A 24,396-nucleotide genomic window follows, 5' to 3' on the forward strand; every position below is an offset into this window, starting at 1 on the left:
GAGAGGAACGCGTTATGCGCTACACGCACCTTGGCCGCTCCGGTCTGACAGTCTCGCGTCTGTGCCTGGGGACCATGAACTTTGGTCCGCAGACCGAGGAGAGGCAGGCCTTCACCATCCTGGACGCGGCGCAGGCCGCCGGCATCAATTTCGTCGATACCGCCAACGTGTACGGCGGCTCGAGCCACCGCGGCTGGACCGAGGAAATACTCGGCCGCTGGTTTGCCCAAGGAGGCGAGCGCCGTGAGCGCACGGTGCTCGCCACCAAACTGTTCGGCACCATGACGGACCGGCCCAACGAGGCCAAGCTCTCGGCCTTGCATATCCGCCGGGCGCTCGATGCCAGCCTGAAGCGGCTGCAGACGGACTACATCGATCTCTACCAGTTCCATCATGTGGACCGGAACACTCCCTGGGAGGAGATCTGGCAGGCCATCGAGGTCGCCGTCAGGCAAGGCAAGATCCTGTACTCCGGCAGCAGTAACTTCGCCGGGTGGCACATCGCCCGGGCCCAGGAAATCGCCGCCCGCCGCAACTACAACGGGCTGGTCAGCGAACAGTCGATCTACAACCTGCTGACCCGGGACGCGGAACGGGAAGTCATCCCTGCCGCCCAGCAGTACGGCCTGGGGATCCTGCCATGGTCGCCGCTGCACGGCGGCCTGCTGGGCGGCGTGTTGAAGAAGGACGGCGACGGCGTCCGGCGCGTCGCCGGTCGCGCCCTCGAGGCGCTCAAATCGCACCAGAAACAGATCAGGCGGTACGAGGACTTCGCCGCCGAGCTGGGTCAGGAACCGGGGGACGTGGCGCTCGCGTGGCTGCTCCACCAGCCGGCAGTCACCGCTCCGATCATCGGCCCGCGGACCCCCGAGCAGCTCGAGGCCGCCATCAGGGCGCACAAGTTGAAGCTCGACGCCGACGCGCTCAAGCGCCTGGACGAGATCTTCCCGGGCCATCGCACGGCACCGGAAGACTACGCGTGGTAGGCCCCGGCCGGCGTCGGGCCTGCCAAACGCACAATGAAAACACGAACATTTGAACCGTGAATATTTGAGCCGTGACCATTCGAACCGGTGAATTTTCGAACGGTGAACAGCTGAACGAATGACAACGAAACAACGCCTGTACGCGGCGTGAACTCCCGTGAATCACCCGGCCACATTGTTGCTGTTTTGGCACCCCGCCTGACAAACCCACAGGTAGCCGGGTGGCTCTTTGATACTAAGCATGATTAGTATTGAGGTAGAAGGATGAAGCGCACCCGGCGATCCGGGTGCCTCCTCAATGAAAGAAGAAGGAACGAAAAAATGGGTTTTCTCGCATTTCTGATTCTGGGCCTCATCGCCGGAGCAATCGCTAAGGCCATCCTCCCGGGACGTCAGGGCGGTGGCATCATCATCACTCTGATCCTCGGCGTCGTCGGCGCCCTCCTCGGTGGATTCATCGGCAGCGCACTGTTCGGCGTGGGAATCAACGAGTTCTTCTCGCTGTCCACTTGGCTGCTGGCCATCGGCGGTGCGATCATCGTCCTGCTCGTTTACGGCATGATCAGCAAGCGCTCAGTTCGCTAACACAGCGACTGGCCGGAAACCGGTCCCGGGATATTCCCGGGGCCGGTTTTTTGCATTACTTTGACAGGCAAGGGTGGCCTGCGGGCCCCAAGAGTCAGCCCCGCCATCCACTGTTTAGGGACTGTTCAGAAACGTCTACTTTTCACCAACGTCAGGGAGCAGGAGCACAGCATGAAAGGCAAACTTCTTTTCGGCATCGGAGTGGCAGCAGGATATGTCCTGGGATCAAGGTCCGGCCGCGCCGCCTATGACAAGCTCAAAGCCTGCAGCGAAGAACTGTGGCGCAGCAAGCCGGTCCAGGACAAGGTGGCCGCGGCAGCCGAAACAATCAAGGACAAGGCCCCTGAGGTCTCCGAGCAGCTCGGCGAGGCCGCCCGCCGCGCGGGTACTGTCATCGGCTCCGCCGTTCACCGCGATGCCGGTCACGGGAGCACCGCCGCCACGCCCGCAACAGCCACACACGGAACAGCCACGCCTGGAACACCCCTGTCCGCGGCCGGCGATGTCGACTCCGACCCTGCCCTCACCGACCAGGACGGCCAGGACTGGTCCGACGAGGGCGGCGCCACCCCGGCCGGTCCCGCTACCAACGTGGACGGGGACAAACTGCCCTAGGCGGTATCCGCAGTGACCGCCGGAGCCGCCCACGGCAGCTACTGTCCGTCGGCAGGCACCAGCGCGCCGGCCACCACCGTAGCCCCCAGCTCCTCCGAGCGCAGCACGCGGGCCGCCAGCCCGTGCCTGCGAAAAATTCCGGCCGTCTGGGCGGCCTGCCGGCGGCTGGTCTCTATCAGCACGTGGCCGCCGGGCATCAGCCACTCCCGAGCGCCGGCGGCGACCCGGCGCTGCACCTCCAGTCCGTCAGCGCCGCCGTCGAGGCAGGCCCGCGGCTCATGCACACGCGCCTCCTGCGGCATGGTTTCAATGTCCGCGGAGGGCACGTAGGGGGCGTTGACGGCCAACAAACGGACGCGGCCCCGGAGCCCCGGCGGTAGCGGAGCATAGAGATCGCCTTCGTGGACCTCCCCGCCCAGTGGCAGGACGTTGGTGCGCGCGCACGCCACGGCCGTGGGATCGATATCCGCGCAGTGCAGTTCGATAGCGCGCTGCAGTTCGACAGCGCAGTGGAGCTCGGCAGCGCAGTGGAGTTGGGCGGGGCCGGCGAGCGCGGCCAGCGCCGCGCCGACAGCCCCGGACCCGCAGCAGAGATCGACGACGACGGGTGCCGGGCGGCCCGCACCCGGCACCATGCGCCACGCGTCCAGCAGCGCGGCGGCCTGCCGGACGAGGAATTCCGTCCGCCGCCGCGGCACAAATACCCCGCTGGCGACGGCGATGCGGAGTCCGCAGAATTCCGCCCAGCCGAGAATGTGTTCAAGGGGAAGGCCGGCAACCCTCCGGGCGGCCATCGCCTCGAGTGCGGCCGGCGTCGGGGCTGCGTCGATCATGAGGCGGGCTTCGTCTTCGGCAAACACGCAGCCGGCGGCACGGAGCCTGGCCGTGAGGGTCTCGTGCGTGGAAAGATGGCGGATTACTGCCATGGGAGCGCCTTTCGGTCTGGTGTCAGACGCCCTCACCGTGAGCTGGCCGCAGCCGGCACTGCTGGGAGGGCACCCCTTCTGGACTTGCGTGAACGGGACCCACCTCCTTTTGCTGCAGCTGCGCGGACTCCCCCATGCTACCGAAGGCGCGGGATCCCCAGGGGATAGGGCCCACGGGCACGTTCCGGGGGGTTCGCGACGGTTGTTGGTTCCGGGGGGTTCGCGACGGTTGTTGGTTCCGGGGGGTTCGCGACGGTTGTTGGTTCCGGGGGGTTCGCGACGGTTGTTCGACGGTTGTTTGCTGAGGTGCCGCGCCGCAGCAGGGCCGGCTGGCAGGATGTCAGCATGGACTCCATCCCTGCAAACGACCTCATCTGGACCGGCTCCTATACGGCAGACTCTGGCGGCAGCGGCGCGGGGATCGGCGCGGTTGCCGCGGCGGCCGACGGCACCCTGCACTGGCTCGGAGTAGCGGCCGCGGCCGACTCACCGTCCTTCCTGGCGGTCCACCCCACACTGCCCGTGGTCTACGCCGTGGCCGAGCACGCCGGGACTGTCCGGGCCTACCGCCGGGCCGGCACGTTTGGCCTGGAGCCCGCGGGCCCCGCATGGCCGGCTGGGGACGCGGCCTGCCATGTCGCCGTCGAGCCTTCCGGCCGCTTCCTCGTGGTCTGCTGCTGGGGCGACGGCCAGGTGCTGTTCTATGAGCTCGACGCCGACGGCGGCATCATGGACCGGACCGCCGCCGCCGAATCGCGCGACCCCTACGGTGACGTTCCCGACGGCGGCGCCGCCGAACGACAAGAGCGGCCCAGCCGCGCGCATGCCGCGCTCATGCTGGCCGACGGCCGGGTGATGACCACCGATCTCGGCCACGATCTCCTGCGGATCTGGAATGTCCGCTCCGGACCGGGGCGGGCTTCGGGGCCGGTTCTGGATCATGAGGTGGTCCTGCCGCGGGGCAGCGGCCCCAGGCACCTGGTCCAGCACCCGGGCGGCAACGTCTTTGTGGTGACCGAGTATTCAATTGAGGTGGCCGTGGCCGTGCTGTCGCCGGGCGCCGGGGACTTCCGGCTCGGTTTCGTCGGGCCGGCCACCGCCGGTGGGGCGCTGGCTGGAGACTCGGCAGCCGAGATCGCGTTGGCAGCCGGCGGCAGGCACGCCTACGTGGGCGTCCGCGGCTCGAACCGGGTCAGCGTGCTGGAGGTCGAGGCCGGAGGCGCGGCGCTGCACCCGGTGGCCGATGTCCCCAGCGGCGGCAACTGGCCCCGGCACCACCTGGTCCGCGACGGGTCGTTGCACGTCGCCCACGAACGCTCCGGCGACGTCGTCACGTTTGTCTTGGACGCCGAATCAGGGCTGCCGGGAGTCCCCGCGGACCGGCTGCACGTGACCTCGCCCACCGCGCTGGTGCCTGCCCGGCCCCGGCTCTCAGCGCGAGACTGAGGGGCTGACGCCCGCGTGGCCCCGTTCAAGACCGTCCCGCTGGAAAGCGCCGTCCAGCTGGAAGCCGCAGTCGCAGCGCCACACGGCTGGCAGGGTCAAGGATGGGTCGGCGGGCCCGAACGAGTACGAGGACATGGCGACCGGCTCCGGCGAGCGCCACTCCATGGGGGCACCGCAGTGCAGCGGGGCCCAAGGAGAGGGAACCGACAGAACCGTCCCCAAGTGCCCGGTCTGGGTTGCGGATTCAGCCACGGCGCCTACTCTCGTTGAGATCAAAAACCAAGTAGTAAGCATACATATAAGTAGTTGAACGAGCTAGTTGCGCTGCTCGTCGCCAAGGGCCGCGCTCATCCGGCGCAGAAACGTGATGACCGCCCGGGCGTCCTCAGTGCTCATGGACTCGGCCACCTCCATCATCCGCTGGTGCATGTGGCCGAGCGTGGCGCGGACCTCGGAATCCGTCGCCACCGTCGGGACGATCACGAGCGAGCGCCGGTCGGTCGGGTGCGGCTCGCGCCGGACGTGCCCGCTGGCCACCAGCCGGTCGATCAGGGACGTGGTGGAGGCAGTGGTGATGCCCAGGACCCTGCTGAGATCCTTCGGCCCCGCCTGCTGGCCGGTCGCAGCGGCCCGCAGCAGGTAGCGCAGGGCCAGCAGGTCCGTCTCACCCATCCCCATCGAATCGCGGGTGGACCGTCTGGTCGCCACCTCCGCGATCCGGTAGTCGCGGAGAGCCTGCAGAAGGGCCGCAGGGGTGTCCAGGCTGCCATCCGGGCCATACCAATATCCGGAGGCGCCGTGGGAGTCCATCCGCCAAGCGTAGCCGAACTGGTAACTAGCCAGCCGTACAATCCGGCCGCCCGCGGCGGGCACAAAAAACCCCGGCCTCCTGTTGCCAGGAAACCGGGGAATTTCCACTCTTCTCTAAAAGAGTGGGCCCTGTGGGGATCGAACCCACGACCCACGGATTAAAAGTCCGATGCTCTACCAACTGAGCTAAAGGCCCCAGCCGAGGCTCCGCACCAGCGGATAAATCCACTGCTGCGGTGCGTTTCAGCCCAGTCCATTTCTGGACGTTAACACTGTACCCCAGACCTGGACCGGCTTTTTCACATTCCCCGGGACCGGCGTCGTCGGTCACCGGCGTCACCGGCAGCAGCCCCGGCCGATCCTCGATTCCCTTGCGGCACTGGAGTAGCGTGGGGGCATGAGCGAGCAAGCAGGATCAAGCGCCACCGGCCCGCGGCACCACAAGCCCAAGCCCTTCGCGCCGATCGACTTTGAGCCCTTCGCCGGCGGGGCCGATCCCGCCCGCGTCTCGGAAGCGGCCCATCTGGCCGCGCAGGCGCTGGTGCGCCGCGGCCGCGACAGCGACGACCCCAAAGTCACCAAACGGCTCGTGAAACTGGCCGATGAGCAGGGACTGGAAGCGATTGCCGAAATGTGGGCCGAAAGCCCCGCCCGGTCCCTCCCCGGCGCCCTGTGGCGCCTGTACGCGCTGCGGGCCGCCACCATTCAGGATCCCGAGCGGATCTCCGTCTACTTCAAGGCGGGCAAGGACACGGCCCAGGTTTCGCATGTGGTGGCCGGCGCCGCCGAACCGCCCGGCGCGGATGAGATGAAGTCCATGGCGGATGCCATTCTCTCCGGGGCGTTCGACGGCGAATTCGACGTCGCACTGGAACGTTCTGCCGCATTCTGCCGCGTGGTGGCCCTCGGCCAGGCGACGCTTGCCGACAATGCCGAGTACAGCAACGAAAACCACGCCAGCAAGCTCACCCGCAACTCGCATCTTCTGGTCAAGACTGCGGAGGACCTCGAGCACGCTGCCAATGCGTGGCGGCTGGGCGAGCTGGACTAAATGGCTGGCCGACCGGGGGCCGGTGACGCCCGAATGAGGGGGAGAAACCACCCCCGACACGCACGGCAGGGGCAGGCTGTCAATGTTGACTTGCAGGAACCTACGTAGAAAACTGAAAGCGGTGCCGAACCGCGAAACCCCCGGGCTTCAACATTTAGCCGCCTAGAGCGGCCTACCGCCGAGAGGCGTATCCGGTTCGGCACCATTTTCATGTCCTTTGTGCCTCCGGCTTTAGCTGCCCTTTTTAGCTGCCTCTGCAGCTTGGCCGCTGACTGCGCCGTCACACGCCGCGTCCGGCCGGTCCGGGCCGGAAGCTGACGGTAAAGTAATGCGCATGCGCAGGTCGTCGTCAAGTCACACGGCCGGCCGACTCCACCCGCGAGCCCCTCTTCGGAAGACCGGTACCACGTGAAGCTGCGCCTGTTCCCTCAGGAGTCCGCCGGACTGAACCTGCTCTCCCAAATGGCGCGCCAGATCGTGCTGGCGACCGGGACCCTCTCGGAGATCCTCGGCGCCCCGGCCAGTGAGCATGCCCGGCTCGTGGAAGACATGCACAACCATGAGGCCAAATCGGCGGAGCTGCACTTTGCCCTCCTGACCCATATGCGGACCAGCTTCGTAAACCCGCTGCCCCGCGAGGACATGTACACGCTGTCCCGTTTCCTCAACGAGGCCATGGAGAAGCTCGACGCCGCCGCCGAGCTCGTGTCCCTCTACAAGCTCGAGCGGCTGTCCAAACGCGCCGCGGACCAGCTGGAAATCATCAGCCGCCAGGCCGAACTCACGGTCGATGCCATGCGGAAGCTGAACAATCTGGACGATCTTGAGGACTACTGGATCGAGATCCTGCGGCTGGCCAAACGTGCCGAACGCACGCACCGGGTCTGGGTGGCGGACATGCTCCACGAGATGAAGGCGATGCAATACGCGCGTAACCGTGACGTCGCGAACCAGCTCGTGGAAGTCACGAAGGACATGCGCCGGATCGCCACGCAGGTGGGCAGCATTATCGTCAAGGAATCCTGACGTGATCATGTTCTTCCTGGCCCTGGTGCTGCTCTGCGCCGGGGCCTACGCCTTTCTCAACGGCTTCAGGGACGCGTCCGCGTCGGTGGCACTGGCCGTGAGGACGCGGGCGTTGACCCCAACGGTGGCGGTGCTGCTGGCAAGCCTTTTCAACTTCATCGGCGCCGGGCTCAGCGCCGCACTGACGCTGGCCGTGAGCCAGGCGTGGCTGTCGCTGCCGCCGGGCACGAACGGCCTGACGATCCTGCTGGCCGGGCTGCTCAGCGCCATCCTCTGGGGCGTGTACATGTGGTGGCGCGGCATCCCGGCCTCCTCCACACATGCCCTGGTCGGTGGGCTCGTCGGGGCGGGGGTCGCGAGCGTCGCCGTCGGCGGTAACCCCGTCACGGGCGTTGACGCCTCGCTCCTGTCCCAGGTGGTGCTACCGCTGTTGGTCTCACCGGTGATCGCCTATGTCGGGTCTTACCTGCTGGTCTGGCCTGCCAGCTGGGCCGCCCGCTATACGCCGCCCAACGTCGTCAACACCCGCTCCCGCAGGGCCCAGGCCATTGCTGCCGGTGCTGTCGCCTTCGGTCACGGGCTACAGGACGGCCAGCGCACCAGCGCGGTGGTGATCCTGGCGCTGCTGGCCGCCGGGCTCTCCGACGGCGGCTCCGTGCCGATGTGGGTGGCCCTGCTGACGGCCCTCTTGTTGTCGGCGGGGACCCTGGCCGGCGGCTGGCGGATTTCCTACACCATCGGCTACCGTCTGACCCGGATCGACCCCCTGCGCGGATTCGTCGCGCAGATGTACACGGCGGTGATGCTGCTCGTGGGCGCGATCGGGCTGCACTGGCCCGTCTCCACCACCCACACGGTGACCGCGGCAACCCTCGGCGCCGGCGCCCACCAGTCTTTCCCGGACACTAATCGCCTGCTGGTGATCCGCATCCTGGCGTTCTGGGTCCTAACCCCAGTTGTCACCGCGGCCGCCGCGTTCGTCCTTCAGTTGGCGCTCTCGCCGGTGGCCGGGCTGTAGGACCGGCTCCTGTAGAGCCGCTCAGCCACCAATCGCGTCGCCTATCCGGGATGTTTCCCTGAATACGACTACATCCCCGTAGTGGTGGGCTATTTCGATTACGGCCGGATTGTCCCTTATCGGGATATCCGGTCGTCCAAGGACTCCAACTACTACTGCGTCCAAGGCTGTGTTTAGGCCTACCGACTGGATGGCCTCCTGGCCCTTCCCCATGTACTTCTTTACGAGGATGTCCTTTACCGAATCGAGTTCGGACCAGGACCACTGGGCCTCCACCAGGACGATCTGCCTGTGGCCCGGATCCAGCTTCTTCGCCAGCTCTTCGAGCTCTTTGGCGGCGGCGTCGGAAGGCCTGGCAACCCCCACGAACAGCTTGGAGGAGTCCACAGAGAAGTAGGCCCCTGAAAAGGTGTCCGGGTGCGCGGTGACGTAAAGGTTGACCTTGTCCGCCATACCGCTCAGCTCGCCACTGGCCGATCCGGTGTAGGCAGGATCGGTGACGATGCGGACCGGCTTCTGCGCCTGGGCCGTTTCGGTCGGAGTTTGCAGTCCCGGTTGGGCGTCGGCTCCTGGAATACCGCACGCAGCCAGACTTAAAGCCACGCCCAGAACAGCCGCCAGCGAGGGCTTGGAGAGATCTTTCACCTGCGCGCCCTTCAACGAATCCCTACGCCGAACTATTCGCCCGCCCGTGGAGTGTGTCAAGGAAATGGGCGGGGTCCGGGTGCTAGGAAGCGTCGCGGGTTATCCGAAGCGGCCGGAAACGTAGTCCTCGGTGGCCTTCTCGGTCGGGTTGCTGAAGATCGTCGGGGTGTCGCCGAACTCGATCAGCTTGCCCGGCTTGCCGGTACCGGCAATGTTGAAGAAGGCCGTTTTGTCCGACACGCGGGCCGCCTGCTGCATATTGTGGGTCACGATCACCACCGTGTACTGGTCCTTGAGCTCGTTGATGAGGTCCTCAATGGCCAGCGTCGAGATCGGGTCCAGGGCGGAGCAGGGCTCGTCCATGAGGATCACCTGGGGCTCAACGGCTATCGCGCGGGCAATGCACAGGCGCTGCTGCTGGCCACCGGAGAGTCCGGAGCCGGGCTTGCCCAGACGGTCCTTGACCTCGTTCCACAGGTTCGCCCCTTGCAGGGAACGCTCCACCAGGACATCGGCCTCGCCCTTGGAGATCTTCGTGTTGTTCAGCTTCACGCCGGCCAGCACGTTGTCCCGGATGGACATGGTGGGGAACGGGTTGGGGCGCTGGAACACCATGCCGATCTGGGAACGGACCGTCACCGGGTCAACGCCGGGGCCGTACAGGTTGTCACCGTCCAGCAGCACCTCGCCTTCAACCCGCGCACCGGGGATGACCTCGTGCATGCGGTTCAGGGTGCGCAGGAAGGTGGACTTGCCGCAGCCTGAGGGGCCGATGAAGGCCGTGACCGACTTGGCCTCGATGTTGATGTTGACGTCTTCGACGGCCAGGAATTTGCTGTAGTAGACGTTCAGGTCCTTGACGTCGATGCGCTTAGACATGGTGTTCCTTCACTTGCTGGAGGTATGGGCGACGGGGCGCGGCGGTGGCCTAGCGGCCTGTCTTGGGGGCGAACATGCGGGCAATCAGGCGGGCGCCAAGATTGAGCAGCATCACCAGGATGATGAGCACCAGGGCCGCGCCCCAGGCCCGCTGGGAGGACGGATCCGGGTTGGACGGTGAGGTCGGGTTCAGGATCTGGGTATAGATGAACGTCGGCAACGAGGCCATCCAGCCGCTGAACACGTTGGTGTTGATGGTGGTCGCGAATCCGGCGGTGACCAGAATCGGCGCGGTTTCGCCGATCACGCGGGCGATCGCCAGGGTGATGCCGGACGCGATGCCGGAGATCGCCGTCGGGAGAACCACTTTGAGGATGGTCCGCCACTTGCGGACGCCGAGGGCGTAGGCGGCCTCGCGGAGTTCGTTGGGCACGATCTTGAGCATTTCCTCGCTGGAGCGGACCACCACCGGGATCATCAGGACCGAGAGTGCGACGGCGGCAACGGCGCCCGTCTTGGTGCCCGGACCGACCAACGCGAAGAAGGCGGCGGCGGCGAAGAGGCCAGCGACAATCGAGGGAATGCCGGTCATGACATCCACGAAGAAGGTGATGGCCCGGGCCAGTGCGCGGTCCTCGCCGTACTCCACGAGGTAAATCGCGGTCAGCAGGCCCACCGGGACCGAGATGATGGTGGCGAGCACCGTGATCAGCAGTGTGCCCATGAGTGCGTGGTAGATGCCGCCCAGCAGGGGGGCGCCTTCCTCGACGGTCTTGTTATCGAAGGCGCCGGTGACGCCGTTCATGGAGGTGGTGAGGAAGCCGGGGTCCAGGAGCCCGGGGAGCCCGTTGACCAGCACGGTCCAGATCACCGAGAACAGGGGCAGCAGGGCAACCAGGAAGGCTCCCACCACCAGGCACGTGGCCAACTTGTCCTTGGCCTTGCGGGCGCCTTCCACAACCAGGCTCCAGCCCACCAGGCCGGCGGCGAAGAGGATGGCGGAGACGATCCCCCAGCCGAAGGCGTTGAAGCCGATCAGGGCCAGGATCGCGGCGCCGAGGACCAAGGCAACGGCCAGGACGATGTACGGCGCGGCCTTGGGCAACTGGCCCTTGGTCAGTGCCGAACGCTTGCGTACCGGGGTCAGGGTGGAGGTCATTTAGTTGGCTCCCGAGAATTCTTTGTGCCGGGTGATGATCCCGCGGGCGATCATGTTCACGCCGAGGGTGATGACGAACAGCACCAGGCCGGCGGCGATCAGCGTGCTGACCTTGAGTCCGCTGGCCTCGGGGAAGTTCAGGGCGATTTCGGCGGCGATGGTCTGGTTGCCGCTCTGGATCAGGCTGGCTGTGAGGGCTCCGGAGGAAAGGACCAGCGCCACTGCCATCGTCTCACCGAGGGCACGGCCGAGTCCCAGCATCACGGCGCTGATGATGCCGGGCCGGCCGAACGGCAGCACGGTCATCCGGATCATTTCCCAGCGGGTGGCGCCGAGCGCCAGCGCGGCCTCTTCGTGCAGCTTGGGGGTCTGCAGGAAGATTTCGCGGCTCAGGGAGGTGATGATCGGCAGGACCATGACGGCCAGCACGATCCCGGCCGTGAGGATGGTCTTGCCGGTGGCGGAGGCGGGACCTTGGAAGATCGGCAGCCAGCCCATGTTGTTGGCCAGCCAGTTATAGGCCGGGGAGATTTCCTTGGCCAGGAACGCAACGCCCCAGGCGCCATAGACCACGGACGGGATGGCGGCGAGCAGGTCAATGACGTAGCCCAGGCCGGAGGCGAGCTTGCGCGGTGCGAAGTGCGAGATGAACAGCGCCACTCCGATGGCGATCGGCGTCGCGATCGCGAGTGCGATCACGGCGGCGATGAGGGTGCCGATAACGAGCGGCCAGATGTAGGTAAGGAATCCTTCGCCGCCCTGGATCTTGTCCGGCGAGGCCACGAGGGCCGGGAAAGCCTGGATGACAAGAAACAGTGCCACGCCGAAGAGCACGACGAGGATCAGACACCCTGCCGCCAGGGCGGCAGCGGAAAAGACTTTGTCACCGGTGTGGCCCGCGCCCCGGGACTTGGTCAGGGAGGTGGTGGTCACTTCACGGTCCTTCGGTTTGGATGGGGATCCGGGTGCCGGTTGCGGAGGCCTCCGCGGCCGGGGTCCGGCAAATCTTGATGGTTGGAACAAAATGCATTGGTTCCCTGCCCCGGTTGGCGATCTGCGATCGCTTTCCCGGGACAGGGAACCTTGGTCAGGCTCGTGTTTCCACTATGCCTCGCGGTGCAGCGTATCCCTAGGCCTTGGCCTTGACGGCCTCGAGGGCTGTCTTTACCTTGTCCTGGAGGGTCTTGGACAGCGGCGCCGACTTGGCGGAGTCGGCCGCGGCCTTCTGCCCGGCGTCGGAAGCTGCGTAGGTGACAAAAGCCTTGACCAGGTCAGCAGTGGCCTTCGTGTCGTAGCTGGTGCAGACGATGTGGTAGGACACCAGGACGATCGGGTAGGCGCCGGCGACCGTGGTCTTGCGGTCCAGCTTGATGGCGAGGTCGTTGGCGTTGCGGCCTTCAACCGGCTTGCCCTGGTCGACTGCCTTGGAAGCAGCCTCGGCGGAGATCTTCGTGAAGGAGTCGCCGACCTTGATCTGAGCGGTGCCGAGCTTACCGCTCACGGCAGAGTCGTCGGCATAGGTCACGGCACCGGAGGTGTCGGTGACGGTCTTGACCACGCCGGAGGTGCCCTTGGCGTTCTCGCCCTTCAGGCTCGCGGGCCAGATTCCGGAAGCCTTGTCGGTCCAAACCTCGGGCGCGACAGCGGACAGGTAGTCCGTGAAGTTGGTGGTGGTGCCGGAGTCATCCGACCGGTTCACCGGGGTGACCTTGAGGTCCGGCAGCTGAACGCCCGGGTTCAGTGCCGCGATGGCGGGGTCGTTCCAGTTGGCGATCTGGCCGCGGAAGATCTTGGCAACGGTGGCAGCGTCGAGCTTCAGGTCCGTGATGCCAGGCAGGTTGAACGCCACGGCGATCGGGGAAATGTAGACCGGGAGGTCGATGGCGCCGTCGGGACCGCACTTGTCCTTGGAGCTGGCGAGCTCCTCGTCCTTGAGGTAGGCATCGGAGCCGGCGAACTGGGCCGAGCCGTCGAGGATCGCCTTGCGTCCGGCGCCGGAACCGTCCGGGGAGTACTGCACGGTTGCACCCGGGTTCGCGGAAGCGAAGTTGGTCTTCCACACATCCATGGCCGCGCCCTGGGCGGTGGAACCGACGCCGGTCAGGGTGCCCGTGACTGCGGGACCAGAGGCGGACGGCGCGGCGGACGAGGGCGTGTTGGTTGCGTTGTCCGAACCGCATGCGGTCAGCGCGAGTGCGCCGACGGCGATAACAGCAATAGCCGCGTTGCGGCCGAAGCGGAGTGCCTTCACTTAGATGTACCCCTTTCAGGGCTTTGCGTGCCGGGCCGGAGATGGCCAGCAGGGATGCGTACGGGTTTGTACCTTTACCGACCGTAGGCGGCCCAGGTGAAGAGAATTGCGGACCAAAGTGAACAGCCGGTTAACGACGCCGGGCTATTGGCTTACATCTGCCGGGCACCCATTGTGTTCTGTGCGTCACAGTCGTATCGCCCCCAGCCGTGAACGCCCGCCCCCGGGCAGCAAATAGACTGGAGCGCATGGCCTCCGCGACTGGACTCTCCGCAAGCGCACGATTCCTGCGCGTCCGGGTCCGCACCGGCTTTGTCCGGAGCCGCAACTCACTGGGCCCGGCCATCCAGATGACCGCCTGCGCGGTCAGCGCCTACGCGTTCGCCGAATACGTCCTGGGCCACTCCGGACCGTTGTTTGCGGCCACGTCATCCCTCATTGCCCTCGGCTTTTCCCGCGACCCCAGGCTGCGCCGCGTCATCGAGGTGGGCCTGGGCTGCACGCTCGGAATCGTGGTCGGGGACCTGCTGCTGCACTGGCTGGGCTCCGGAATCTGGCAGGCCGCCGTCGTCCTGCTGTTCTCCATCCTGCTGGCCAGGTTCCTGGACAGCGGGACCATCTTCACTACCCAGCTGGGCCTGCAGTCAGTGCTCGTGGTGCTCCTGCCCGCGCCGGTGGGCGGTCCCTTCACCCGCAGCATCGACGCCGTGGTGGGCCTGGTGTTCGCCCTCCTGATGACCGTCCTCGTTCCCAAGGACCCCCGGCGTGAACCGCGCAGCGATGTCAAGAAGCTCCTGCATGAGCTCGCCGAAGTGCTGCGGGAATGCGCTTCGGCGCTGACCTACAGCGACTCCACCCAGGCCTGGCATGCCCTGATCCGGGGGCGGAACTGCCAGCCCCTCGTCGACGCCATGCGGCAGTCCCTGCGTGCCTCCGCCGAGGTGGCCACACTGGCCCCCGCCTACCGGCGGCACCGGGAAGAGCTGGACCAGATGGAGCAGTCGCTGGACTACATCGACCTCGCACTGCGCAACAGCCGGGTCTTTGCGCGCCGCCTGACCAGCGCCATCAATCATGCGGCGCTCTCGGACGAGGCCACCCAGAACATCGCCGAGGTCCTCCAGGACACGGCGGCCGCCGTCGACGAGCTCTCGCTGGGCCTGGCGGAAGTCCACGACGGCGCCCGCCGCGCCCACCTGCGGACAGCCCGGACCGAGCTGCGGGAGATCGCCGTCCGCCTGCATCCGCGGATGCTGGACGTCCAGCTGCTCGAGGGCGAAACGGTGGTCATGCTGTTCCGCCCGCTCATGGTGGACCTGCTCGAGGCCGCCGGCGTGGATTCCAAGGAAGCCCGGGACATCCTTCCCCCGCTGTAACTGCCATGGCAGATGCCGTCTGAGCGCCGCTGACCCCGCTGGCGCCCCTGGTTGTCGCTAGCCACCGATAGTGTGGACCAATGGCTACGAAGACTTCCCGGGGGCCGAAGGCACCGGGCTACAAATGCGCCGAATGCGGCTGGACGACTGCCAAGTGGGTGGGCCGCTGCGGCGAGTGCCAGGCGTGGGGCAGCGTGGAGGAGACCGGCAACGCCGTCGCCCGGACGACGGCGGCCACGACGGTTCTGGAACCGGCCCGCCGGATCGCCGACGTCGACGCCACCACTGCCGCGTTCCTGCCCACCGGCGTGGACGAACTCGACCGCGTGCTCGGCGGCGGGCTGGTGCCCGGCGCCGTCATCCTCCTGGCGGGCGAACCCGGGGTGGGCAAGTCCACACTGCTGCTGGATGTCGCGGCCAAGTTCGCCCGCACTGCGCAGGACGTCCTCTACATCACCGGCGAGGAATCCGCGGCCCAGGTCAAGCTCCGCGCGGACCGGATCGACGCCGTCGCCGAATCCTTGTATCTGTCCGCCGAAACGGACCTCGGGCAGGCCCTGGGTCAGGTGGAGAAGCTGGAACCGCGGCTCCTGGTGGTGGACTCCGTGCAGACCCTCAGCAGCGCCGATGTCGAGGGCAGCGCCGGCGGCGTGTCCCAGGTGCGCGAGGTCGCGGCATCCCTGATCGCCGCGGCCAAGCGCCGCAACATGACCACGCTGCTGGTCGGACACGTGACCAAGGACGGCTCCATCGCCGGGCCCCGGCTGCTGGAGCACCTTGTGGACGTCGTTTGCCAGTTCGAGGGCGAACGGCACTCGCGGCTGCGGCTGCTGCGCGCCGTCAAGAACCGCTACGGACCCACCGACGACGTCGGCTGCTTCGATTTGAATGAAGACGGCATCGAGGGCCTCGCCGATCCCAGCGGACTGTTCGTCTCCCGGACCAAGGAGCCCGTTTCGGGAACCTGCATCACGGTCACGCTGGAGGGCCGCCGGCCGTTGCTGGCCGAGGTCCAGGCCCTGCTGGCCGAGAGCGCCAGCTCACAGCCCCGCCGCGCCACCAGCGGACTGGACAGCTCGCGCGTGGCCATGTTGCTGGCCGTCCTGCAGCAGCGCGCCGGCTGCCTGCTCAACAAGGACGACTCCTATGTGGCAACGGTCGGCGGGGTCAAGCTCAGCGAACCCGCCACGGACCTCGCCGTGGCCCTGGCGGTGGCTTCCGCCAAGGCCAAAAAGCCGCTCCCCCAGCGCCTGATCGCCTTCGGCGAGGTGGGCCTGGCAGGCGAAGTCCGTCCCGTGCCCGGCATCAACCAGCGCATCCAGGAGGCACACCGGCTCGGGTTCACCCATGCCGTGGTCCCGGCCAGCCCCAACGGGCACGGACCGGTTCCCGCGGGCTTCTCGGTCCGCGAGGTCGGCCACCTGGCCGAGGCGCTGGGACTGCTGATCAGCTGACGCCCCTGTTTCGCGCAACCCCTTGCGCGCAATACCCCCAGGGGGTATGTTTGTGAGCCTGCAGATGACTGAACATCCTTCAGGAGCACGCACTATGGAACACCGGCACAGCAGCGCAGGCGCGGACCAGGGCATCCGGGCTCAAAGCCCGCACCGGCCGCCTCGCGGAAACCATGCAGCGGGCCCAGCCGTCCCCCCTGCCGCCACCGCAGGCCCCGGCCCTGCCGGGGACGACCACACCGTGCACACCCGCGGCCAGCATGCCGGGCACAGCGTCGCAATGTTCCGGGACAGGTTCTGGCTGACGCTTGCCCTGGCCGTGCCCGTGGTCTTCTTCAGCCCCATGTTCGCGGAGCTCCTGGGCTACGAGCCTCCCGCCTTTCCCGGCTCAGCCTGGATCCCGCCGGTATTCGGCACAGTGATCTTCGTTTACGGCGGCCGACCGTTCCTCACGGGCGGCCTCGCCGAACTGAGGACGCGCAAACCGGGGATGATGCTGCTGATCGCCATGGCCATCAGCGTCGCCTTCATCGCCTCCTGGGTGACCAGCCTCGGCATCGGCGGTTTCGATCTCGACTTCTGGTGGGAGCTGGCGCTGCTGGTCCCCATCATGCTGCTGGGCCACTGGATCGAGATGCGCGCCCTCGGCTCGGCCCAGGGCGCCCTGGACGCGCTGGCGGCGCTGCTGCCCGACGAGGCAGAACGCGTCACAGCCGCCGGCACCGAGACTGTCAGCCTCGCAGAGCTCCGCGCCGGAGACACCATCCTGGTCCGCCCCGGCGGCCGGATGCCGGCCGACGGCACTGTCAGCGGCGGCCAGGCCGACTTCGACGAATCCATGATCACGGGCGAATCGAAAACCGTCCTGCGGGCCCCGGGCGATCCCGTGGTGGCCGGCACCATCGCCACGGACAACTCCGTGCGGGTCAGGGTGTCAGCCATCGGCGAGGACACCGCCCTCGCCGGGATCCGCCGCCTTGTGGCCGAGGCGCAGGCATCCTCCTCCCGCGCCCAGGCCCTGGCAGACCGGGCCGCGGCGTTCCTCTTCTACTTCGCCGCAGGCACCGGCGTCGTGACCTTCATCTTCTGGACCCTGATGGGCAGCGTAGGCGACGCCGTCACCCGCACCGTGACGGTCCTCGTGATCGCCTGCCCCCATGCGCTCGGCCTGGCCATCCCGCTCGTCATCTCTATCTCTACCGAGCGGGCCGCCCGGGCGGGCGTGCTGATCAAGAACCGGATGGCGCTGGAGCGCATGCGGACTGTCGACGTCGTGCTGTTCGACAAGACCGGAACCCTGACCAGGGGCGCGCCGGAGCTCAAGGAGGTCGCCGCCGCAGGCGCGGGAACAGCAACCAGCCAAGACGCCGCCGAGAATACAGTGCTGGGGCTCGCGGCCGGCGTGGAGGCTGACAGCGAACATCCCCTGGCCCGCTCGATCGTTGCCGCCGCCCGGGTACGGGGACTGCCGATACCGGCGGCGGACGGGTTCACCTCGCTGACCGGACGCGGAGTCCGCGCCACGATTGATGGCCGCATGGTCCAGGTGGGCGGCCCAGCCCTGCTCCGCGAGCTCGGATTGCAGGAACCGCCGGCCTTGGCCGCCGCCACCGCCGCCTGGCTGGAGCGTGGGGCCGCGGTGCTCCACGTGGTGGACGGCGGCACGGTCCTGGGCGCTGTCAGCCTCGAGGATGCCGTGCGGCCCGAGTCCTATCAGGCTGTCCGGGCACTCCAGGCACGCGGCATCAAGGTGGCCATGGTCACCGGCGACGCCCGACAAGTGGCGCACGCTGTCGCCGCCGGGCTCGGCATCGATGAAGTGTTCGCCGAGGTCCTCCCCGCCGACAAGGACAAGAAGGTCGCGGAACTGCAGGGCCGCGGACTGAAAGTGGCCATGGTGGGCGACGGCGTCAACGACTCCCCCGCGCTGGCTCGGGCGGAGGTGGGGATCGCGATTGGCGGCGGCACCGACGTGGCAGTGGAATCCGCCGGTGTGGTCCTGGCCGGCAACGATCCGCGCGCAGTGCTGTCGATGCTCAAGCTTTCCAACGCGAGCTACCGGAAGATGTGGCAAAACCTCGTGTGGGCCACCGGATACAACATCATCTCGGTGCCGCTGGCGGCCGGGGTCCTGGCCTTCGCGGGAATCGTCCTCTCCCCCGCCGCGGGCGCCGTGATGATGTCGGCGTCGACCATTGTGGTTGCCCTGAATGCGCAGTTGCTGCGCAGGCTCAAGCTCAACCCGGCCGATCCCGGCTGACCGTAAGGAATTCCCATGCCGGAAACGAACCGCCGCGAATCGTCGTTCGGGGCATCTTATGCCCGCGTGGGTCCGCGGATGGATGCCCGCGGGGCAACGGAGCACCGCCGGCGGCTCGTGGAAGCGGCGCACGGCGCCGTCATCGAAATCGGGGCGGGCTACGGGGCTACGTTCCCGTTCTACCCTTCCGCTGTGTCCCGGGTGCTGGCCCTGGAACCGGACCCCACGCTCCGTGGTCTGGCCCTCGCCGCCGCCAGCACGGCACCGGTGCCTGTCAGCGTGAAAGACGGAGTGGCGGAGGTGGTCCGGGTCCTGCGCCCCGGCGGTTTGCTGCTGTTCTACGAACACGTCCGCTCCGCCCACCGCGTGCTGGCGGCCGCCGAAGACCTGGTCACCCCGCTGTGGAGCCGGGCGGCAGGCGGATGCCACCCGAACCGTGACACCGCCGCCACGATCGCGGCGGCCAACCTCACTGTGCAGCGCCTCGAGCGCTTCGGGTTTTCGGTCCTCCCCGGCAACCCGAGGCTGGCCCACGTCCTTGGCGCGGCGAGCAAGCCCTGAGCCCGCCGCCGGGTGTGACGCTCCTGCCCAGTTACTTCGGCCTGCCGGACCGCTGCGGCGCGGATTTCCGGCGATTCCCGCTGCCGGGGGGACGTCGCGGGCCGGGTAACCGGGCGGGAGCGTCGGACCCGCGGTGGAAGGACACGGCAAAGGGGCGCCTGCCGCGATGGCAGACGCCCCTCCGGTCAATCACTCACGCCAGCCAATCATTCAAGGCCGGTTGGGTCAGTGTGCCTAGGCCTTCTTCGGAGGCAGCGCCAATTTGAAGACCTTGGCCCAGGTGGAGCCGACCTGCTTCAGCAGCGGCCCGGTGGTGTACGGCAGCCCATAGCGCTTGCAGATCTCCTGCACCTTCGGGGCCACTTCGGCGTAGCGGTTCGATGGAAGGTCCGGGAAGAGGTGGTGCTCGATCTGGTGCGAGAGGTTGCCGCTCATCAGGTGCATGAACTTGGACCCGGAGATGTTGGCCGATCCGATCATCTGCCGGACGTACCAGTCGCCGCGGGTTTCGCCTTCGACCATCTCTTCGGTGAAGGTGTCGGTGCCGTCGGGGAAATGCCCGCAGAAAATAATCGCGTGCGCCCAGACGTTCCGGATCGCGTTGGCGGTCAAGGTGCCATACAGGGCCTGCTTGCCCGAGCCGGTCAACATGGCGACGGCCGGTGTGGCGGCATAGTCCTTGGTGAATTGTTTCACGGCCTTGAGCCCCAGCGCCTTGAGGTCCCGGGTCATGGCCTCCTTGCTCTTCTTGCCCTCCTGGTAGTCAGGCAACTCAAGATCGTAGAGGGCGATGCCCCATTCGAAGACTGGCGCCAGGATCGCGTTATACAGCGGATTGCCCAGGTTGAAGGGCTTCCATTCCTGGGACGGGTCCATCCGCAGCAGGTTGTAACCGATGTCATTGTCCTTGCCCACGACGTTCGTCCACCGGTGGTGCAGGTCGTTGTGGGTGTGCTGCCAGGATCGCGTCGGGGTGACGAAGTCCCAGTCCCAGGTGGTGGAGTGGATGTCCGGGTCCCGCATCCAGTCCCACTGGCCGTGCAGGATGTTGTGGCCCAGTTCCATGTTTTCCAGGATCTTGGCGAAGCTGAGCATCGCCGTGCCGGCGACCCAGGCTGCTTTGTGCTTGCTCACCAGAAGGGTGGCGCGGCCGGTGATCTCAAGCCCGCGCTGGACCTTGATCACCCGGCGGATGTACGCCGCGTCGCTGGCGCCGCGCTTGGCGAGGATCTCGTCCTTGATGGCGTCGAGTTCGCGGCCGAGCTCGGCGACCTGCTCGTCAGAGAGGTGCGCCGCCGCGTCCGGACGGACCAGCGGGCTGCCGGACTCCGCTAGGGCACCGGGCCGCGGCTTTACGGCAGCGGACGCTTTGCTTTGCGAAGGGTTGCCCTTGGGAGCTTCCTCGGAAACGTCGGGTTTGTCGGAAACAATCGTCATGCGGTGGTACTCCTTAGAGGTCGAGGTTAACGGGTCCGGCGGCTGCCGAAACACACGTCTGAATTAGTTGGCCGGGCTCGCCATGGACTTCGTCCGTGCGCAGGTCACGAACGTGGCCGGCCCGGAGTGGGATGAGGCAGCTGTGGCAGATGCCCATGCGGCAGCCGCTGGGCATCAGGATGCCGGCGTCCTCGCCGACGTCGAGCAGCGGCGTGTCGCCGTCGGCTTCGATTTCGCGGTCGGAGGCCTCGAACGTGACCAGGCCGCCGTCGTGTCCTTCCCCGCCGGCGAGCTTCGTGCTGAAGCGTTCGATCGTCAGTGAGCCTTCCACGGCCGACGGGGCTTCAGTGGCCTCGGCGGCTTCGGCTTCCCACAGCGTCTCGGCATCGTCGAGGAAGCCTTCCGGGCCGCAAGCGTACGCGGCGCGCTGCCGCCAATCCGGGCACAGCCTGTCCAGGTCGGCGGCGGAGGTGAAGTCCAGCCGGCCTTGCTCGCCGGTAAACCAGTGTGTGACCCGGAAGTTCGGGAACTGGTCGGCGAGCTCCGCGAGCTCTTCATGGAAGATGGTGTCCGCGGCGGTGCGGGCGGTGTGGATCAGGACGACGTCGGAGTCGGGACGGTGCGGGACCAGCGTGCGGATCATCGACATCACGGGTGTGATTCCGCTGCCGGCCGTGAGCATCAGCAGCGGGCGGGGGTGTTCGGGCAGGACGAAGTCGCCTTGCGGAGGCGCCAGGAACAGGACGTCGCCGGGTTTGGTGCCGCGCACGAGGGCGCCGGAGACAGCGCCCATATCGGTAACAGTAATTGCCGGGTCCTGCCCGGCGGGGGCGCTGAGCGAATAGGACCGCCAGTGGCGGACGCCGTCGAGCTCGACGCCAATACGGGCCCATTGGCCAGCAAGGTGCACTTGCCAGCCGCGGCCGGGACGGAAGAAAATAGTGGCGGAATCGGCCGTTTCTGGAACCACCCTCGTGACCACGCCGCGCAGTTGGCGGGCGGAGAAAACAGGATTGAACAGCGACAGAATGTCTTCTGGAGCTAGTGGGGTGGTCAGTAGAGATGCGGCGCGCGCCAGCTTACGGAGCCGGATCATCTATCAAGCTTATGTCAGTTTGCGTAATACATCTTCACCCAAGGCATACGATCGACACAAGAAAACTATCCCGCCGCAACAACTCATCGGATTCACCATGAACGCAGCCCCTGTTCCGGAGCCCTCTGGGCCGGCCCCCGCCCACGAACCTCCGTGGCTGGCACTGCCCCGGGAGGTCAGCGACATGCTGCGTCCCAGGATGCCCGGCATCGTCGAGGCGATCATCGAGGCCGTCCCGCAGCTCGTTCCGGCGTACGCCAGGCCGATTGAGGGGCGTTTCGGCCGGGGCCTGAGGCGGGGCGTTGCCGCTGCGCTGGACCGCTTCCTGCAACTGCCCGGGACCCGATTGCCGGCGTTGTCCGAGGAGAGCCGGGAGCTGGTGGCCGGGCTCGGCAGCGGCGAGTTCCGGCAGGGGCGGAGCATGGACGCGCTCCTGAGCGCCTACCGGATGGGTGCCCGCGTGACCTTCCGTGAGATGTCCAAGGTCTCGGTGGAACACCATCTGGGCCAGGGGGTCGTGGTGGACCTGGGCGAATCGATCCTGGCGTACATCGATGAGCTGTCGGCGGTCAGTGCCGAGGCCTATGCCTTTGAACAATCCGAACGCGCCGGAGCGGTGGACCGGCGCCGCACCGAACTGCTGGACCTGCTCCTGCTCGGCCAGGCCGACGAGGCAGCCCTGCGCCAGACGGCGGCGATGGCGGACTGGTCCCTGCCGCAGCGCATGGCGGTAGTGACACTTCCGCTGGACCGGGCGGCCGGGCTGCGGCTGCGCCTCGGGCCGGGAACTCTTGTGATCGAGCGTGAGACCGACGTCGTGGCGCTGGTGCCGGCGCGGAATTCGCGGTCCGCCCGCGAGGACCTGGATCGTGCCCTGAAGGGGCGTGGCGCTGCCGTGGGGCCGGCTGGCGGCTGGGAGCGGGTTCCGGATTCACTGCGGCTGGCTGTGCTGGCGGCCGCGGCGCTGCCTCCGCGGGAGGGGCCGGACGATCCCCCGATATGGGCGGACGAGCACTTGGCGCAGGTGATTCTTGGTGCGGAACCCTCGGCAATCACCGAGCTGGCCACCCGGCGGCTGGCGCCGCTGGAAGGGCTCCGGCCCGCGCAGCGCGAGCGGCTCGCCGAAACCCTGCTCTCCTGGCTGCGACACTGGGGCCAGCGGGCACCCGTGGCCGCCGAGCTCGGGATCCACCCGCAGACCGTGGGCTACCGGGCGGCGCAGCTGCGCGAGCTGTTTGGCGACGCCCTCGAAGATCCAACGGCGCGCTTCGAACTCGAACTGGCCCTGCACGCCGGGCGGCGGTAGGCGCCCCGCGGGCGGCGGGCGCGGTGCGGCCCGCAGACTACCCGGCGAGCGCCCGCCGGCTGTGGAGCCGCAGCTCCAGGTCGTGCATCACGAGCGCTGCCAGGTCCTCCAGCGCAGCTGTGTCCTCATCGCTGAACTCGCGGGGCTCACGGTCCAGGATGCACAAGGTCCCCAGGTTGTAGCCGTCCGGGGTGCGCAGCGGCACGCCGGCATAGAACTGCAGGCCGAACTCGCCGGCCACGAGAGGGTTGGACAGCGTCCGGGGATCGTTGACGGCGTCCCGGACAATCCAGGCATCGCCCTGCAGGACGGCGGAGGCGCACAGGCCGGGGTCCCGGCCGATCTCCGTGACGTCCGTGCCGTGGTGCGCCTTGAACCAGATGCGGTCATGGTCCACAACGCTGACAATCGCCACGGGCACCGAGAACATGCGTGCGGCCAGCGCCGCGATCCGGTCGAAGGCGCCGTCCGCGGGAGTATCCAGGATCTGGTACCGCTCGACCGCCTGCATGCGCCCGTCTTCGTCGGTCAGCAGCGCGACCGCGTCGCGGCGGTGGCGTCCCGTGCCATAGATGACTTCCTGGCGCAGGGCCAGGGACACTTCCCGGGCCGGCGGGCGGGCCGCCGGATCCCTGTCCAGCATGGAGGTCAGCAGTGCCACCCACAGGGGCGCGAGCTCGTCGGGGATGTGCGGGTCCTGGAGCAGCCGGGCCAGGGCGGACTGGACCGGCGCGCCGGGGTACGCCATCTTCCCGGTCAGGCCTTCCAGGAGGACCAGCCCCAGCGAATAGACGTCGCTGGCGGGGCCGGCCGGTTCGCCGGCGGCCTGTTCGGGGCTGAGGTAGGCCGGGGTGCCGGAACTGTCGCCAGGGTCGCCGCAGTGGCGTTCGCGGATTGTGATGGCCACGCCGAAGTCGCTGAGTTTGGCGCGCGGGCGCCGGTCTTCGACGCTGTAGTCCACAAGCAGGATGTTGGCCGGTTTGACGTCCCGGTGGATGATGCCGTGGTGGTGGATGTGCGCCAGTCCGTCGGCGACATCGTGCCCGATCAGCGCCATGTGGGCTGCCGAGAGCGGGCCCTCGGCCGAGCGGCGGCGGAGGTCGGGGCCGCGGACAAGTTCCATCACCAGGTAGCTGAGCCTGCGGGCCGGGTCGCTCAGGTCTGTCCCGGCGTCGAACAGTGTCACAAGGGCGTGGTGGGCCATCCCTGCCAGGATCCGCACTTCTTCGCTTTGCCTGCGGGTCCGCTCTTCGTCCACAGTCCCGTCGCGGAAAAGTTTGACTGCCACTTCGCGTCCCAGGACCTCGTCTGTGGCACGGTACACACTCGACTGGCTGCCCCTGCCAATGAGTTCTTCGATCCGGTAGCGCCCGCTAAGCAGGAACCCGGGGTTCATGGTTGTCAAAAGGTTTACGTGGTCCCTCTAATGGGGCCGCCGCTGGAATCGGGGCGGATCAGTCCAAAGCCGGAAACTGATCCCGGCGCCCGCATCATAAGCAAGCTTACTTA

General features: G+C 67.4%; 22 protein-coding genes and 1 tRNA gene. 12 read left to right on the plus strand and 11 right to left on the minus strand.

Going from position 1 to position 24,396, the window contains the following annotated elements:
• Positions 1 to 14: 14 nt before the first annotated feature.
• From AC1DEM_RS09895 to AC1DEM_RS09905, 3 genes are all read left to right on the plus strand, one after another.
• Positions 15 to 986 carry an aldo/keto reductase gene (locus AC1DEM_RS09895; RefSeq protein ID WP_476884192.1) on the plus strand — a complete coding sequence of 324 codons (972 nt, stop codon included), beginning with the start codon at positions 15 to 17 and terminating at the stop codon, positions 984 to 986.
• A gap of 321 nt (positions 987 to 1,307) precedes the next feature.
• Entirely contained in the window at positions 1,308 to 1,571 is a 264-nt protein-coding gene (locus AC1DEM_RS09900; RefSeq protein ID WP_476884193.1) for a GlsB/YeaQ/YmgE family stress response membrane protein, read from the plus strand.
• Between the two features lie 171 nt (positions 1,572 to 1,742).
• On the plus strand, positions 1,743 to 2,186 hold the full coding sequence (locus AC1DEM_RS09905) for a YtxH domain-containing protein (protein ID WP_476884194.1): 444 nt from the start codon (positions 1,743 to 1,745) through the stop codon (positions 2,184 to 2,186).
• Positions 2,187 to 2,224: 38 nt separating this feature from the next.
• Here AC1DEM_RS09905 and AC1DEM_RS09910 read toward each other — a convergent pair whose 3' ends face one another.
• Positions 2,225 to 3,112, minus strand: coding sequence for a putative protein N(5)-glutamine methyltransferase (locus tag AC1DEM_RS09910; RefSeq protein ID WP_476884195.1), 888 nt, complete (start codon positions 3,110 to 3,112; stop codon positions 2,225 to 2,227).
• A gap of 345 nt (positions 3,113 to 3,457) precedes the next feature.
• Between AC1DEM_RS09910 and AC1DEM_RS09915 the strand changes: the two genes are divergently transcribed.
• Positions 3,458 to 4,558 (plus strand): lactonase family protein, encoded by a 1,101-nt coding sequence (locus AC1DEM_RS09915; protein ID WP_476884196.1) that lies wholly within the window; start codon positions 3,458 to 3,460, stop codon positions 4,556 to 4,558.
• 315 nt (positions 4,559 to 4,873) lie between these two features.
• On the opposite strand, the gene AC1DEM_RS09920 is transcribed toward AC1DEM_RS09915, so the two are convergent.
• Positions 4,874 to 5,368 carry a MarR family winged helix-turn-helix transcriptional regulator gene (locus tag AC1DEM_RS09920; protein ID WP_476884197.1) on the minus strand — a complete coding sequence of 165 codons (495 nt, stop codon included), beginning with the start codon at positions 5,366 to 5,368 and terminating at the stop codon, positions 4,874 to 4,876.
• Between the two features lie 123 nt (positions 5,369 to 5,491).
• Positions 5,492 to 5,564, minus strand: a tRNA-Lys gene (locus AC1DEM_RS09925).
• 201 nt (positions 5,565 to 5,765) lie between these two features.
• On the opposite strand from AC1DEM_RS09925, the gene AC1DEM_RS09930 reads away from it, so the two are divergent.
• The 3 genes from AC1DEM_RS09930 (at position 5,766) to AC1DEM_RS09940 (ending at position 8,463) form a co-directional block, all read left to right on the plus strand.
• Positions 5,766 to 6,419 (plus strand): hypothetical protein, encoded by a 654-nt coding sequence (locus AC1DEM_RS09930; protein ID WP_476884198.1) that lies wholly within the window; start codon positions 5,766 to 5,768, stop codon positions 6,417 to 6,419.
• A gap of 408 nt (positions 6,420 to 6,827) precedes the next feature.
• Positions 6,828 to 7,445, plus strand: coding sequence for a DUF47 domain-containing protein (locus tag AC1DEM_RS09935; protein ID WP_476884199.1), 618 nt, complete (start codon positions 6,828 to 6,830; stop codon positions 7,443 to 7,445).
• 7 nt (positions 7,446 to 7,452) lie between these two features.
• On the plus strand, positions 7,453 to 8,463 hold the full coding sequence (locus AC1DEM_RS09940; protein WP_476884248.1) for an inorganic phosphate transporter: 1,011 nt from the start codon (positions 7,453 to 7,455) through the stop codon (positions 8,461 to 8,463).
• A gap of 21 nt (positions 8,464 to 8,484) precedes the next feature.
• Here AC1DEM_RS09940 and AC1DEM_RS09945 read toward each other — a convergent pair whose 3' ends face one another.
• The 5 genes from AC1DEM_RS09945 to pstS all read right to left on the minus strand — a co-directional run bounded on the left by AC1DEM_RS09945 (position 8,485) and on the right by pstS (position 13,397).
• Positions 8,485 to 9,108, minus strand: a complete 624-nt coding sequence (locus AC1DEM_RS09945; RefSeq protein WP_476884200.1) for a hypothetical protein — start codon at positions 9,106 to 9,108, stop codon at positions 8,485 to 8,487.
• A gap of 99 nt (positions 9,109 to 9,207) precedes the next feature.
• The gene (gene pstB / locus AC1DEM_RS09950; protein ID WP_229995114.1) at positions 9,208 to 9,987 is read right to left on the minus strand and encodes a phosphate ABC transporter ATP-binding protein PstB; all 780 of its coding nucleotides are present in this window, start codon (positions 9,985 to 9,987) and stop codon (positions 9,208 to 9,210) included.
• A 49-nt stretch (positions 9,988 to 10,036) separates the two neighbouring features.
• On the minus strand, positions 10,037 to 11,146 hold the full coding sequence (pstA, locus tag AC1DEM_RS09955; RefSeq protein ID WP_476884201.1) for a phosphate ABC transporter permease PstA: 1,110 nt from the start codon (positions 11,144 to 11,146) through the stop codon (positions 10,037 to 10,039).
• Entirely contained in the window at positions 11,147 to 12,079 is a 933-nt protein-coding gene (gene pstC, locus AC1DEM_RS09960) for a phosphate ABC transporter permease subunit PstC (protein ID WP_476884202.1), read from the minus strand.
• A 196-nt stretch (positions 12,080 to 12,275) separates the two neighbouring features.
• Entirely contained in the window at positions 12,276 to 13,397 is a 1,122-nt protein-coding gene (pstS, locus tag AC1DEM_RS09965; RefSeq protein ID WP_476884203.1) for a phosphate ABC transporter substrate-binding protein PstS, read from the minus strand.
• Positions 13,398 to 13,645: 248 nt separating this feature from the next.
• On the opposite strand from pstS, the gene AC1DEM_RS09970 reads away from it, so the two are divergent.
• The 4 genes from AC1DEM_RS09970 to AC1DEM_RS09985 all read left to right on the plus strand — a co-directional run bounded on the left by AC1DEM_RS09970 (position 13,646) and on the right by AC1DEM_RS09985 (position 19,048).
• Complete coding sequence (locus tag AC1DEM_RS09970) at positions 13,646 to 14,773, plus strand: FUSC family protein (protein WP_476884204.1); 1,128 nt, start codon at positions 13,646 to 13,648, stop codon at positions 14,771 to 14,773.
• Between the two features lie 80 nt (positions 14,774 to 14,853).
• Positions 14,854 to 16,227: a DNA repair protein RadA gene (gene radA, locus AC1DEM_RS09975; protein WP_277525347.1), complete on the plus strand. Its 1,374-nt coding sequence runs from the start codon at positions 14,854 to 14,856 to the stop codon at positions 16,225 to 16,227.
• 94 nt (positions 16,228 to 16,321) lie between these two features.
• Positions 16,322 to 18,487 (plus strand): copper-translocating P-type ATPase, encoded by a 2,166-nt coding sequence (locus AC1DEM_RS09980; RefSeq protein ID WP_476884205.1) that lies wholly within the window; start codon positions 16,322 to 16,324, stop codon positions 18,485 to 18,487.
• Positions 18,488 to 18,502: 15 nt separating this feature from the next.
• A complete protein-coding gene (locus tag AC1DEM_RS09985) occupies positions 18,503 to 19,048 on the plus strand; it encodes a class I SAM-dependent methyltransferase (protein WP_476884206.1) in 546 nt (181 codons plus the stop codon).
• A gap of 234 nt (positions 19,049 to 19,282) precedes the next feature.
• Here AC1DEM_RS09985 and AC1DEM_RS09990 read toward each other — a convergent pair whose 3' ends face one another.
• On the minus strand, positions 19,283 to 20,485 hold the full coding sequence (locus AC1DEM_RS09990; protein WP_476884207.1) for a fatty acid desaturase family protein: 1,203 nt from the start codon (positions 20,483 to 20,485) through the stop codon (positions 19,283 to 19,285).
• 13 nt (positions 20,486 to 20,498) lie between these two features.
• The gene (locus AC1DEM_RS09995) at positions 20,499 to 21,581 is read right to left on the minus strand and encodes a ferredoxin reductase (RefSeq protein ID WP_476884208.1); all 1,083 of its coding nucleotides are present in this window, start codon (positions 21,579 to 21,581) and stop codon (positions 20,499 to 20,501) included.
• A gap of 97 nt (positions 21,582 to 21,678) precedes the next feature.
• Here AC1DEM_RS09995 and AC1DEM_RS10000 point away from each other — a divergent pair, with 97 nt between their 5' ends.
• A complete protein-coding gene (locus tag AC1DEM_RS10000) occupies positions 21,679 to 22,887 on the plus strand; it encodes a PucR family transcriptional regulator (RefSeq protein WP_476884209.1) in 1,209 nt (402 codons plus the stop codon).
• A 37-nt stretch (positions 22,888 to 22,924) separates the two neighbouring features.
• On the opposite strand, the gene AC1DEM_RS10005 is transcribed toward AC1DEM_RS10000, so the two are convergent.
• A complete protein-coding gene (locus tag AC1DEM_RS10005) occupies positions 22,925 to 24,283 on the minus strand; it encodes a protein kinase domain-containing protein (protein ID WP_476884210.1) in 1,359 nt (452 codons plus the stop codon).
• Between the last annotated feature and the right edge of the window lie 113 nt (positions 24,284 to 24,396).

It is taken from the genome of Arthrobacter sp. 05T420, assembly GCF_056396305.1.

Excerpts from the sequence above, each read along its gene's own strand:
- AC1DEM_RS09940 (WP_476884248.1), top strand. The coding sequence starts at position 7,453 with ATGTTCTTCCTGGCCCTGGTGCTGCTCTGCGCCGGGGCCTACGCCTTT.
- AC1DEM_RS09990 (WP_476884207.1), bottom strand. The coding sequence starts at position 20,485 with ATGACGATTGTTTCCGACAAACCCGACGTTTCCGAGGAAGCTCCCAAG.
- AC1DEM_RS09915 (WP_476884196.1), top strand. The coding sequence starts at position 3,458 with ATGGACTCCATCCCTGCAAACGACCTCATCTGGACCGGCTCCTATACG.
- AC1DEM_RS09980 (WP_476884205.1), top strand. The coding sequence starts at position 16,322 with ATGGAACACCGGCACAGCAGCGCAGGCGCGGACCAGGGCATCCGGGCT.
- AC1DEM_RS09995 (WP_476884208.1), bottom strand. The coding sequence starts at position 21,581 with ATGATCCGGCTCCGTAAGCTGGCGCGCGCCGCATCTCTACTGACCACC.
- AC1DEM_RS10005 (WP_476884210.1), bottom strand. The coding sequence starts at position 24,283 with ATGAACCCCGGGTTCCTGCTTAGCGGGCGCTACCGGATCGAAGAACTC.
- AC1DEM_RS09920 (WP_476884197.1), bottom strand. The coding sequence starts at position 5,368 with ATGGACTCCCACGGCGCCTCCGGATATTGGTATGGCCCGGATGGCAGC.
- AC1DEM_RS09985 (WP_476884206.1), top strand. The coding sequence starts at position 18,503 with ATGCCGGAAACGAACCGCCGCGAATCGTCGTTCGGGGCATCTTATGCC.
- AC1DEM_RS09905 (WP_476884194.1), top strand. The coding sequence starts at position 1,743 with ATGAAAGGCAAACTTCTTTTCGGCATCGGAGTGGCAGCAGGATATGTC.
- pstA (WP_476884201.1), bottom strand. The coding sequence starts at position 11,146 with ATGACCTCCACCCTGACCCCGGTACGCAAGCGTTCGGCACTGACCAAG.
- radA (WP_277525347.1), top strand. The coding sequence starts at position 14,854 with ATGGCTACGAAGACTTCCCGGGGGCCGAAGGCACCGGGCTACAAATGC.
- pstB (WP_229995114.1), bottom strand. The coding sequence starts at position 9,987 with ATGTCTAAGCGCATCGACGTCAAGGACCTGAACGTCTACTACAGCAAA.
- AC1DEM_RS09900 (WP_476884193.1), top strand. The coding sequence starts at position 1,308 with ATGGGTTTTCTCGCATTTCTGATTCTGGGCCTCATCGCCGGAGCAATC.
- AC1DEM_RS09910 (WP_476884195.1), bottom strand. The coding sequence starts at position 3,112 with ATGGCAGTAATCCGCCATCTTTCCACGCACGAGACCCTCACGGCCAGG.
- AC1DEM_RS10000 (WP_476884209.1), top strand. The coding sequence starts at position 21,679 with ATGAACGCAGCCCCTGTTCCGGAGCCCTCTGGGCCGGCCCCCGCCCAC.
- AC1DEM_RS09970 (WP_476884204.1), top strand. The coding sequence starts at position 13,646 with ATGGCCTCCGCGACTGGACTCTCCGCAAGCGCACGATTCCTGCGCGTC.
- AC1DEM_RS09895 (WP_476884192.1), top strand. The coding sequence starts at position 15 with ATGCGCTACACGCACCTTGGCCGCTCCGGTCTGACAGTCTCGCGTCTG.
- AC1DEM_RS09930 (WP_476884198.1), top strand. The coding sequence starts at position 5,766 with ATGAGCGAGCAAGCAGGATCAAGCGCCACCGGCCCGCGGCACCACAAG.